The following is a 12,568-nucleotide window of genomic DNA, read 5'->3' as shown; positions in this document are numbered from 1 at the left end:
GGACTGCTTATGAGAAGCCTAAATCTTTACTATAATTTTTTGTTAATCTTCCTTTTTCCTGAAGAAAGTTTTACTTCGTGGGCTTAAACTGATCATCTAGAGACCGGGCCATAAACACAGCAAAATGTTGACGTGATATCGTACTATTTGGCTTAAATTGATCATTGGTATAACCAGTCGTAATATTATTTAATATCAATGCAGAAACATAGTCATGAGCCCAATACTCTTTTGGAACGTCCTTAAAATCGGTCGGATGGGTTCCTTGTAAATCATAAGCTGACACTAAGATTGCAGCCGCATGTGCACGGGTTAAGTTTCCGTTCGGATCAAAATACCTCTTGCCTTGCGCATTTGTTTTACCGTTGATGATACCTAATTCAGCAGCTTTGGCAATCTCCTCATATCCATGATCACCAGGTGAAACATCAACAAATCCCGGGTCGATGACGTCGGAAAAGTCGACAATACCCTTTTCTTTAAAAATCATTTGTATCGCTTGTAAGCGTGTAATTGGATTATTTGGTTTAAATGTTCCGTCCGGATAACCTTTAATAATTCCTTTGTCTGCCAAATACATAATTTCATCAACATATGAACTTACATCTTTAAACGTTGGCTTTTCCTCAACATCCATTTCAAAATTAGGCGTTGTTTTAGGTAGCGTTCTAGCATTGGTTGCTTGTTCAAATGAATAGGCGATATCCAATAGTGACTGTTCACTGTATGCCAATCCCAAGAAAGAGATCCCAACAGGTAGTTCTTCCTTCGTGGCACCGGCAGGAACCGTAATTTCAGGGAACCCTGTAGCCGACGCTATATAACCCGCGGCATACGTATCATAGGCTTCGCATACGTAGGTCGGATCTTCCTGATCGAATCTTGGAGATGCAGGACATGACATTGTTGGGAAAACAATGGCATCCAAGTTTTCCTTTTCCATTATGGATTGCACTTCATCACGAGCTTTAGGTATAGCTTGTGTTACTAACTGATTGTATTCTGGCGTGTCTTTAAATGGAGCTTGTTTCAAATTCGTTTTTAGCCCTTCCAGACCCGCAGGATTAACTGGTGTTGCTGAATTCAAAACTTCTGGCAATTCACTGATTTTGATGATTTCTTCTAGCGTTTTTGGCTGACTTTCTGGGAACTGTGTTAAATACTTCTCCAATTGAACCTTAAAATTTGCTTCGTTAATCGGCCCAATAATAGGTGTCCACAAATACTGTGTCGTCTCTGAGAAAGATACAGGGATAATTTCCGTCCCCATTTCCTCCATTTTCTTCAAGGCCTCATTCGTAATCGAATCCACTTCAGCGTTATCTCCAAAAAAGTCAACAGCTACTCCAATTCTTGCATTTTTCAGGGCCGTATTGTCTAAAGACTTACTATAATCTTCAACAATATGTTCCTTTGCGGCTAGTGTTTGTTCATCCTTCTCATCGACTCCAGCCATGAAACTCAATGCGATGGCTACATCTTCTACAGACCTAGCCATTGGACCAGGTGTATCGAAATTTAACGAGGACGGAACGACTCCATCCCGACTTATTAAACCGAGCGTTGGTCTGATCCCGACTAACCCCGTAACATGAGAGGGTCCTCTAACAGATCCAGATGTATCCGTCCCTAATCCAAATACACCGAAGTTTGCTGTGACTGCCGCAGCAGTTCCACTGCTGGAACCGGAAGCATCACGTCGAAGGTTGTAAGGATTCAAAGTTAAACCGCCCAAAGAGCTATAGCCTAATCGTCCATATGATGCTGCGAACTCTGACATATTTGTTTTTCCAATGATAATGGCTCCTGCATCCTTCAGTTTCTGAATGATAAAAGCATCTTTTTCAGGATAAGCTTCCTTTAGTGCAACAGAACCTGCTGTTGTAGGCATTCCTTTTACGTCAAAATTATCTTTAACAACGATTGGAATACCATGTAGTACACTTCTTGCACCTTTACTTTGTCTCTCTGCGTCCAATTGCTTTGCAATCTCTATCGCTTCTTCATTCATGTTAATAAACGAATTAATCGTAGGGCCTTGCTTGTCATATGCTTTTATACGTTCTAGATAATACATAACCAACTGCTCAGAAGTAATTTGATTGCTTTCCAAAGCATCCGAAATTTCTTTAATACTCTTTTCAAATGGATCAAATTTGGTTTCTTCTGCAGAAACACTTGCCATTGGAAGCACGAATATTACTGCCATAAGGGCTACCAAGGTTATAACACGATTTACTACTTTCAACATGATGTTTCCTCCCTGCTCAAAATCTAATGCAACATAAAATTTTTCTTTTACAATTTAAATTGCTGAATGGCTACTTCCAATTCATTTGACATCCTAGCTAACTCTTGAGAAACCAATGAAACCTCTTCCATTGAAGCACTCATTTCTTCGGAGGATGCCGCGACGTTTTGGGAATAATTATTGACTTCAATACTCGTTTTTGAAACTTCTTCTATATGACCTACCACTTCAGCTATATGATTCTTCATGTTTTCCATTGCTTTGCTGACCTCGGTTATTTTTATTGTGCCAGCGAGAATGGAATCCTTAATTTCTCCAAATGCTTTCCCGCTTTCATTCACGAGTTTCATTCCTTCTTTTGCCGAACTTACCCCTAGATTTACAAGCCCCATCGAATCTTCAATGCCATCTTCAATATCTTGAATAATTTCATTGATCTGCAATGCTGAGTTGCTGGATTGCTCTGCGAGTTTTCGAACTTCATCCGCCACTACCGCAAATCCCTTTCCATGTTCACCAGCTCTTGCCGCTTCAATTGCAGCATTCAAAGCTAATAAATTCGTTTGTTCCGAAATGGACTGTATGATTAAGCTGATTTGTCTAATTTCATTTGATTTTTCATTTAACATGCTAATTTTCTCAGCAGAAGAACTTACATTTTTATCAATTTCAACCATTTGATTTACAGTTTGTTTAACGACATCACTACCCTGTTTAGCAGTTTCCGTTGAATAATGGATGGAATTACTTACATTGCCCATGCTCACTGTCACGTCATCAACATGCTTAAACACTTCATTGATAATACCTACCGCATTTTTCATAGCAGCATCCTGTTCATCTGTTCCAGTTGCAACAAGTTGGATTGATTCGGATATTTCATTGGAGACTGTTTGATTTTCAATCGAAGATGCTGCAAGCTCCTCAGATGTCGCAGATAATTGTTGAGATTCCTGCGAAATTTTTTGGATTGTTTCTTTTAAACTGTTAGACATCGTATTGAAATTCTCGGCCATATCACCGATTTCATCATTCACCTTTACCGTGATTTGTTGAGTCAAATCACCATTTGACATCGCTAAAGACAAATCACTAATCTTATTAATTCTCTTCGTTATACGTAGACTCATAAGAATAGAAGCGATTACAGCTAAAACCGCAAAAATCCCACCTATAACAAATATCATTGTACGTATGAAAATCGCCGTACTTAAAATTTCATCCTTCTGTATGACAGCAATATACTTCCAACCATCTATATCTGATGTAATTGTGTTTAATACATAGTCTTCTCCGTCTAGCTTAGTTTCAAATGTGCCATCTTTGCTTAAATCTGTTAATGAGGGGATGTTTAGATTAGAAATTGGTTGGAAGTTCAAATTAGGGTCTTTTGGATGTGCAAGAATCGTTCCATCTTCTTGTGCGAGAATGACATAACCATTTTTACCTATACTGATTTCCTTAATAATGTCTGTTAAGCCTTCCAGACTTACATCTAAACCGAGCACGCCTGTTTGTTTTCCGTCTTTTTCAATCGATACTACATTACTTACTATAATTCCTTCTATACCAGTTGCCTCATAGGCGCTTGTTAATTTTACTTCTCCTGGTTCTTCAATAGCCGTGGTATACCAAGGACGATCACTTGGGTCGAAACCAGCTGGCACGGGCCCCTCGGGATATTGGACATAACCTCCATCCGATGTCCCCATATAAACATAAGAGGCTTTAGGATGACTATCACTAAATTGAGAAAACACATCAAAAATGGCTTTCTCCTTATCCCCGTTTTTTGAAGGGGTCATATCAATTGAGCCTTCTCCTGCTACATCTTTATAGGAAGTAATACTTGAATCGGCATTTAAAACGGAAGGATCATTGGCCAATAATTTGACATTTTCCCTAATCGTTTCAAAGTATAGTGAAATCCCATTGTCCACCTGTTTAATTTCTTTCTCGCTGAAACTGATGTAATCATCCTTAGTTTTTTTACTAACTGTGTTATTAACTAAGACTCCAATAAAAACAATTGGTACTAGTGATAGAAGTAAAGAGAAAACTAATAACTTTGCTTTGAACGAAATCCTTTTCATATTCTTTTTTACAATCCTTTCTAACTATGTCTTTTCGCCAAATTCATTCCAGACCGTTTTAAACACTCAAAAAGCTATTCTATTTAAATAGAATAGCCAAAGGATTTATATATATTAATACATAAATTTGGTAACCAGGCGATCATTGTTTAGATTGAGGACTTTTAATTAATCCCTAAACTTTAGACCCTAGGCTTTGCGTCCTGCCCTTTCAGAACAGTTTGCCTTTAACTTCTATAGTTTTATTTAAAATTACACTCACTTATAATCTCATGTAACTCTACAAACTTCAAGACTTATTTACCAGTACTTACTGATATTGTATGAAAAATGGATCACACTTACAATATCGAACTGGTATTAAAGTTCTTTTCAGCAACTGTGTAAAAAGACTTGTATAAACGAAGTCAAAAATATGACTTCACGTTAGATATTGATTGACTTTGGCGACATTATCCGGCGTTAGGCTGATACTATCGTTCTACGATAAACCTGAAATATAAAAAGTACATCATAATTGTAACGGGTTCGGTTGATGGGGAGAAAACAAGAAAACGTAACCCAATTAACAACTGAATGGACAGTAGAAAAAGCAATAAAAATGCCCAGGCTTTTATGCCTGAGCATTTTTATTATTCAACAATTGCGTCCTATTCTTTAATTAATGGCTTGTAGCAGGTAATAAAGCTATACTCCATACAATTAAAATGAATGAAGTAGTCAACCAAAAAGTATTAGTGGCAGTCGGCTGTTCATTTTTAATTTTCTTTATCACTTCAACAAGGTTAAGACAAAAAATAATACCTAAGATAGGCATACCAAAAATACCTATATATGCAAGCATAAATAAAAAGATATCCAATTAATATTCCCCTCCGATAGAAACCAGTTATTACAACAAACTGGCGCGTTTGTTGAATAAGCCGTCTTCTTATATCTCTATTTTAGCACAAAATCATTTACTCCCTTCAGTGTTTTCAGTCACTTCTAAAACATTCTTTCAACTTCCAATTAACAAACCTATTAACATCGCAATTAACAGAGGCACATAAATTTATGTACTGTTGTTAATTGGTTTACCAATTGTATTGTTATTTTCTATTGATAATTACTTTAAATATTGGTATAACAACAAAAATAGGGACACAATTCAAGTGTGAATGGTGTCCCCATTTGCTATGCACTTTAACGTTTTCTCTCCGCGTACCGAACCCGTCATCATAATTGATGTGCTTTTTATAATTCGGCTTACATTTTCATTTCACAAACAGGACTCGTTTGCAGAAGAATCGTCTTCGTGAAAATCAATCAAGCTCGTTATTTTTTTAACCTGGACTATCCCCATCTATAGCAGGTTCGCAAAAAAGTCCGCCAACAGTAAGATTAGTGATGCTCCTAATGTGGAGGCGATTTGACAGAATGCCATTAATTCCATTCTTCTAGCTGCCGCCAGAACGGAAACATCACCAGTGCCTCCCATACTAATCATGCCTAATCCTGCCGTAATGGAAGCTTCAATCGGATAAATACCAACTAACTTGCCAATAAAACCAGTCATCAACATCACGCCAATGACAGTAATTCCAACGATAAGAACGAATTCAAGGGTAAACGCCTCAATGATTACATTAAGGTCAGTAAATGTAATTCCAATCCCAACTAATAATGCATAAGTCCAGTTTTTCAAGACGAAATGAAACCATGAAACTGCTGCATCTACCAAAAATTTCGGGAGAATGTTCGTTATTTTAAAAATCGCAATCAGAAGGATCATCAATGCAAAAGGATGAAGTGGAATAAGTTTTCCCAACAAGGTAGCGATGGTTAAAAACAGCAATCCAGCAATCAAGCCGATTCCTAACTGGCTGATACTGTAATCCGTTTCTTTCTGTTTTTCGTATTGAAACCCTGGGATCATCACCCCGTTACCTGTTAACTTCGGGAACTTGTTTCCAAGGCCGTTTAATACGCTCGCAAGTACAATCGCAAATAAATTACCTAAAGCAATCGCCGGAACGAGAAGCGAAATATAATAACTAGGATCATTGCCTAACACGTCAGAATATAATTGAGACATCGGCACTCCGCCCAGCCCCATGCCGCCTCCCATTAGCGGGAGTACAATAATGAGAACCGTTTGGATAAAGCCGTCCCCGATTAAGAAGCCCATGGTTCCCCCGATGACGATGGCAGTCGCCACCCCCACAAGCAGAGGAATCGCAAAGCGGGTTCCTGCTTTCACCAAAACTTTTGAATCGATACTAAGAATACTACCCGTTATTAATCCAGCAATGTATAAATTTAAAAAGCCACCCACTTGCATGAAATCGGTAATCATGAGCGTCGTTTCCTCGGGTATCCAGTTCATATGCTTCAAAAAAGCAGAGCCAAAAATAGCTACAATTGCTCCCCCACCAAGGTAACTTCGTAAAATCGGCGTTCGATCGCCAATCCAGCCAAAAAACTCTCCCAGAACCATCATAATCAGGAGAGCCCCAACTATTCCCGCAGGTAAATTTCCTGTGTACATGGCAAATAGTGTGATGACAACAATCAGCAAAAACCAGCCGATTGGAATATTAAAAATCGTTAATTTTGTGTTGTTTATTTTTTCTAACTCTTCTCGATGTGACATTTTTCTCCTCTTCTCTTCTAGGCTGCACTAAACTCATATAATTCATAATTTTAATATAGTATAATAATAGGGTCAATGCGAATGAATATTCCAATGATTCCATATTATTTGTTTCCTCTGTGAATCATAGACATTTAATTTTAAACCGTTAAAATTATCTTAAGAAACATTTTATGGTGAACGTTGATAGTAATGGATGACGAGGAGGAAAAAAATGAAGAATAATAAACTTGCAGTTATTGGCGTCGGACATGTTGGTTCTTATGTACTCGCCGACGCGATGAAAACGGATCTTTTTTCTGAGATTGTTGTAATTGATAAAGATAAAGATGTAGCTTTTGGAGAAGCCCTTGATCAGGCCCATGCAACAGCCCTTACCTATATGGCTAACACGAATGTGTATGCTGGTGATTATCAGGATGTAAAAGATGCAGATATCATTATTATTGCCGCGGGACCAAGTGTCATCATCACTGATAAAAACGCAAAACCGGACAGAGCGTTACTTGCAGAAGTAAATGCGGACGTCATACGTGAAGTCATGGAGGGCATTACAACATACACGAAAGATGCCATTATCATTCTAATTACAAATCCGTTGGATACGATTGTTTATATTGCCGAAAATGAGTTTGGATATCCGAAGGGGCGTCTATTCGGAACAGGGACGATGCTTGATTCCGCCCGTTTACGCCATGCGGTAGCATCTAATTATAATATTGACCCGAAAAGTGTCACAGGTTATATGATGGGGGAACATGGAATGACGGCATTCCCGGTCTTCAGCCGTTTAAACGTTCAAGGTTTCGGGGAAAAAGAATTGGACATCCATTTTCAGGGGAAAGAGGCACTCAATCGAGAGGTATTTGGACAAAAAGTTGTAGATACTGCTTACGATGTGATTACGAGTAAAGGATGGACCAATGCAGCCATTGCTCAAGCAGCAATTACGTTAGCAAAGGCGGTACTATTGGATGAGCGAAGTGTTTACCCAGTCTGTACTACACTAAATGGCCAGTACGGCTATGAAGGAGACGTTGCATTCAGCATGCCGTGCATTATTGGTAAAAACGGTGTAGAACAGCAGCTGGAAATCGAGTTGGATGAAGAAGAAATGAAGCTATTACACAAATCCGCTCAATATATACAAGAAACGATGAGAATAGCGGGAACTGGAAAAGACAAAAGAGTGAAGTCAAGCTAAATAACGTCTTATTGAATGCAAAGTTGAAGAAGTAAGTACATAGGGACAGGTTCATTCATACGATGGACCTGTCCTGTAATTATTGCAAAAAACTCCACCGTGTCCACAACTTTCTTGCCTCTATTTATGATACGGTTCACCGTTTTGTGGAAAAATGAGGGTTTTACTCTTCAATATAACAGTTCTTAACAGGCCAGTAATTTCCCCTTATTACGCGGAAAAGCCTAAAGATTAGTTGGAAGTGATTGTTCGTTTTATTTCATTGCCAGTTGATTGTGCTGAATTAAATTAAATATATTTATCTTTCAATTGATCGCTGCCAATCCCACCAGCCACCATTAAAATTAGTGGTAAAAAATTGGTGATAGCTTTTGGTAAACCTTCTAGTATAAGAATATTCGTTCCCCAAAAATGATTTAATGCGATAATGACTATTTTTGACACTAATAAAAAAGCACCTAATAAAAACACACTATCGAATAAAACTTTCCACTTTGGATACGCCAATTGCTTACTATCTTGAATTACTTTCTCTTTCAACACTTCATCACTCCTTAATAGTTCATCTATCGTAATACCAAATAAATCACTCAGATCGATGATTACCTCAATATTTGGATAGTTTTTTCCGGTCTCCCATTTTGAAACAGACTGACGACTAACATGAATTTTTTCAGCAAGCTCTGCTTGTGACCATCCTTTTTTTTCTCTTTCTCTTTTTAATCGTTCACTAAAAATCATATTTCTCATCGCCTTTCCTTACAATTTCAGTATTAAACAAGTGAGTAGATGAAGTAAAGCTAGTTCTAGGTGCACCAATGCGCAACCTCCAGTTGCCAACCTATATATTGATGACATTCAGCATTTTATCGTAATATTGCATATTTCTATTTTTAATACATACTGTTTATGGGCTTTTTAGAATTCAATGATAGAAAATAAAGGAGACTGGGTACGTCCAATCTCCTTCTCGTTTATGAAAAACTATATATCAATCCAATAAAATGATTTAAACAAATAAACCCGACTTATCTCCATTGACTGCACTAGATTCCATTTTGACTCCAAACTTCATTTACTTGTGGTACGGTTCCCCCTTCATAATCCTGAAAGCTCGATAGATCTGTTCCAACAAAATCAGCTTCATCATCTGGTGCGGAAAGGTCATTTTCGAAAAGGACAAGTATTCGTCTGCCCGTTTCATCACACTGCCATGCAGGCCGAGTGATCCGCCGATGACGAATGCCACTTTGCTGCGCCCGTATGTCATCAACGACTCCAAATCCTCAGCTAATTCTTCCGATGTCTTCATCTTCCCTTCAATGGCAAGAGCAATGACATAAACATCCGCCCCGATTTTAGCCAAAATCCGATCGGCTTCTTTTTTCTTCACAATTTCCATATCCGCTTCACTTAACGATTCTGGAGCTTTTTCGTCTGCAACTTCAACGAGATTGACTTTGGCGTAAGGCCCAAGGCGTTTGACGAACTCATCGATCCCCATTTTCAAGTACTTTTCTTTCAGTTTACCTACCGTCACAATTGTAATATTCACATGTTGTCCACCTTTACGTCCTATTTACAAACAAGTTGTCCACATAAGTTATGCACATATCCACATAATTTTCTATATATTGTGGCGGTTTATTCATTTGCCACTATATATAATGCTAGCTCCTCACAATAGGTACACCGTGTGGATAACTTTTCTTCTTCCGTGTTCTCTTTCATGATCGGGAAATTCTTTTCTTCCGCAACAAATACGTCAAGTGCTTGATTTATATGGGTTTCACAACTATAAATTTTCATTTTATTCTCCTTTTTCTTTTACACAAAGTTATTCACAAATATTCAAACTTATCCACAAAGCGTGAAAACATATGAAAAGCAGGTAGGTTAGCAATGATTCGCTATTCTACCTGCTGTGGATAAGTTTCTTGTTAACAATGTTTACACATTGTCCTTTTAGAATGAATTGCCATCCCTTAATTCCATTTCAATTTCGAGTAATTTCCCCTCTCGGTATACTTTCATTTGCATCGTATCGCCCACTTCTTTTTCATTGTACAGATGTTTACGTAATGTGACCATGTCTCCGATCTTCTCCTCATCCATTTCGACAATGACATCGTACTTTTTTACACCTGCAAGTTCAGCCGCTGAATTACGCATCACTTCTGTGACGACAACCCCGTCTTTCACTTCGGCTGGAATTTTCAACATTTGCTGTTGTTGGTGGGAGGGAATACTTCTCAGATCGAGTAATGTGACACCCATCGTCGGACGATTCACTGTGCCCGTCGTTTCGAGATGCTCGATGATCGGTTTTGCCAAGTTCATCGGAATGGCAAGTCCAATCCCTTCGACAATCGCTTCTGAAATCTTCATGGAATTGATACCGATCAGCTGTCCTGAAAGGTTAATAAGGGCTCCGCCTGAGTTCCCCGGGTTAATGGCTGCATCGGTTTGCAACACGTCTGCCTGCCAGTCGATCGTTCCGTTATTGTCAAAATCGATCGGGATCGAACGATCTTTTCCCGATACAACGCCTACAGTCACCGAACCAGAGAAACCAAGTCCAAGTGGATTACCAATGGCAATCACGGTTTCCCCGCGTTTTAAGGCGTCCGAATCGCCAAACTCAGCAACGGACGTCACATTGGCAGAATCGATTTCAATGACGGCCAGGTCTGTCCACATATCGCTTCCTACAAGTGTCCCTTTCGTTTTCGTACCATCGTCGAATGTGATTTCCAATTCCTGCGCTCCTTCAACGACGTGGTAATTGGTGACGATAAACGCTTTGTCGCCTTCTTTTTTGTAGATAACGCCGGAACCTGTACCCGTCTCCCTCGTCGTTTCAGAAGTCGACCAAAAATCACGGACCGTCTGTAAATTCGTCACACCGACAACTGCATCGGCCACTTTTTCCACGGTTTCCGTAATATCCGTCGTAACATCAAATGAAATCTGTTCGGTTTGAAAATGTCCGTTCTCATTTGAATCCCCATCTCCGACTTGCTTGCCGGACGGTCCCGTTAGACTTGACATCAGTAGCCACACGACAAGCCCTCCAACGATTGCACCAAGAAGACTCGGTAAAAAACCGCTTTTTCGTTTTGGACTTGGCGGCTTATACTCTGTCCGTGTATTGGTCGGCGTTTCATTTTCCGGTATCAGTGGCTTTTGTTCCCGATCTTCAGGTCGGTTGAATTCATCCATAAACCTCTCCCTTTCCTTTCCATCAATTACGCCTCGGCGTAATTGCGTCCAGATTTTGAATCGAGCTTGAGGCCAACAGGATGTTGGTCATGCAACCGTTGCCAATCGAACAGCGAAGGGTTCGATTGGCCGTATTTCTGTGTCCTTTGCAGAAATTAAGGCACTTTCTTTCAGGACGCGGCGAACTTAGGTTGCCTTCCTTAACTCCCTTCAAAATCTGTGACATCCGCCGGAGGCTTTATCTTCGTTCAGCCCGCTGAATGAAGATAAATGCTCTACTTAACATTACCCATATTCCGCATTTTCAACTGCGTATTCCCAAAGAAAAAAATTAAACCCCTTGCCGCTTAGCAAGGGGTTATCCTCTCTTTCAAACTGTGACAAGTTCCGTCGGCTGTTCGGCGTCAGTGTCATGTAAATGGACATATTCGCCCGTCATGATGCCACACGTTTGCAATGTTTGTGTAACGCTCATCCTTGCGAGATCTTTCATATTATTATCTTTGCTCAAATGCGATAAATAAATATGCGTTTCCTTCTGTTCAACGACTTCACTCATCGCCACCGCTGCATCTTCATTCGACACATGCCCCACATCGCTAAGAATCCGTCGCTTGACGGACCATGGATAACGGCCCATTTGCAACATGCTGACATCATGATTGCTTTCGAATACAAACGAATCGGCACCGCGGATATGCCCTTTCATCCGATCACTGACATAACCTGTATCCGTAATGACGACAAGCTTCCGCCCATTTTCATGGAAAGCATAAAACATCGGGTCCGCTGCATCATGTGAAACGGCAAATGACTGGACGTCGAGTGAACCGAATGATTTCACCGTTTCCATATCGAACTGAAACCGCTGATCGAGCGGAATAGTCCCGACAAGCCCGTCCATCGCTTGCCATGTCTTCTCATTTGCATAAATCGGCAGTCCATACTTCCGGGCAACAACGCCAATTCCTTTTATGTGGTCGCTATGTTCATGCGTTACAAAAATTCCATCGAGCTCTTTCATGGACCGATTGATACCGGCCATCAAACTTTCCATCTTCTTAGCACTGAATCCAGCGTCGACGAGAAAAGAATGCTCGTCATTTTCTATATAAATCGCATTGCCGGTACTGCCGCTTGCGAGTACGCTAAAACGCATTGTT

General features: G+C 39.7%; 10 protein-coding genes and 1 riboswitch. Of the genes, 1 reads left to right on the top strand and 9 read right to left on the bottom strand.

Annotation, left to right across the window (positions count from 1 at the left end; translation table 11 throughout):
* Nucleotides 1-70 precede the first annotated feature (70 nt).
* From MHZ95_RS07590 to MHZ95_RS07575, 4 genes are all read right to left on the bottom strand, one after another.
* The gene (locus MHZ95_RS07590; protein WP_239390020.1) at nt 71-2,251 is read right to left on the bottom strand and encodes an amidase family protein; all 2,181 of its coding nucleotides are present in this window, start codon (nt 2,249-2,251) and stop codon (nt 71-73) included.
* Between the two features lie 47 nt (nt 2,252-2,298).
* Nucleotides 2,299-4,344, bottom strand: coding sequence for a methyl-accepting chemotaxis protein (locus MHZ95_RS07585; RefSeq protein ID WP_239390019.1), 2,046 nt, complete (start codon nt 4,342-4,344; stop codon nt 2,299-2,301).
* A 126-nt stretch (nt 4,345-4,470) separates the two neighbouring features.
* Nucleotides 4,471-4,580, bottom strand: a riboswitch (cyclic di-GMP riboswitch).
* Between the two features lie 425 nt (nt 4,581-5,005).
* Nucleotides 5,006-5,206 carry a hypothetical protein gene (locus MHZ95_RS07580; protein WP_239390018.1) on the bottom strand — a complete coding sequence of 67 codons (201 nt, stop codon included), beginning with the start codon at nt 5,204-5,206 and terminating at the stop codon, nt 5,006-5,008.
* Between the two features lie 483 nt (nt 5,207-5,689).
* Nucleotides 5,690-6,979: a 2-hydroxycarboxylate transporter family protein gene (locus tag MHZ95_RS07575; RefSeq protein WP_239390017.1), complete on the bottom strand. Its 1,290-nt coding sequence runs from the start codon at nt 6,977-6,979 to the stop codon at nt 5,690-5,692.
* Nucleotides 6,980-7,193: 214 nt separating this feature from the next.
* Here MHZ95_RS07575 and MHZ95_RS07570 point away from each other — a divergent pair, with 214 nt between their 5' ends.
* Complete coding sequence (locus MHZ95_RS07570; protein WP_239390016.1) at nt 7,194-8,183, top strand: L-lactate dehydrogenase; 990 nt, start codon at nt 7,194-7,196, stop codon at nt 8,181-8,183.
* Between the two features lie 288 nt (nt 8,184-8,471).
* Here MHZ95_RS07570 and MHZ95_RS07565 read toward each other — a convergent pair whose 3' ends face one another.
* The 5 genes from MHZ95_RS07565 to MHZ95_RS07545 form a co-directional block, all read right to left on the bottom strand.
* Nucleotides 8,472-8,924 carry a helix-turn-helix domain-containing protein gene (locus MHZ95_RS07565; protein ID WP_239390278.1) on the bottom strand — a complete coding sequence of 151 codons (453 nt, stop codon included), beginning with the start codon at nt 8,922-8,924 and terminating at the stop codon, nt 8,472-8,474.
* A 334-nt stretch (nt 8,925-9,258) separates the two neighbouring features.
* The gene (gene rlmH / locus MHZ95_RS07560) at nt 9,259-9,738 is read right to left on the bottom strand and encodes a 23S rRNA (pseudouridine(1915)-N(3))-methyltransferase RlmH (RefSeq protein ID WP_239390015.1); all 480 of its coding nucleotides are present in this window, start codon (nt 9,736-9,738) and stop codon (nt 9,259-9,261) included.
* Between the two features lie 89 nt (nt 9,739-9,827).
* A complete protein-coding gene (locus MHZ95_RS07555) occupies nt 9,828-9,992 on the bottom strand; it encodes a CxxH/CxxC protein (protein ID WP_239390014.1) in 165 nt (54 codons plus the stop codon).
* 156 nt (nt 9,993-10,148) lie between these two features.
* Nucleotides 10,149-11,405 carry a S1C family serine protease gene (locus MHZ95_RS07550; RefSeq protein ID WP_239390013.1) on the bottom strand — a complete coding sequence of 419 codons (1,257 nt, stop codon included), beginning with the start codon at nt 11,403-11,405 and terminating at the stop codon, nt 10,149-10,151.
* 370 nt (nt 11,406-11,775) lie between these two features.
* Nucleotides 11,776-12,564 (bottom strand): MBL fold metallo-hydrolase, encoded by a 789-nt coding sequence (locus MHZ95_RS07545; protein WP_239390012.1) that lies wholly within the window; start codon nt 12,562-12,564, stop codon nt 11,776-11,778.
* Nucleotides 12,565-12,568: the final 4 nt, after the last annotated feature.

Origin of the sequence: Sporosarcina sp. ACRSM, from assembly GCF_022346545.1 — a bacterium.
In the GTDB taxonomy this organism is placed as follows: domain Bacteria; phylum Bacillota; class Bacilli; order Bacillales_A; family Planococcaceae; genus Sporosarcina.
The sequence above is the reverse complement of the archived record's forward strand: the minus strand, read 5'-3'. Positions and strand labels throughout refer to the sequence as shown.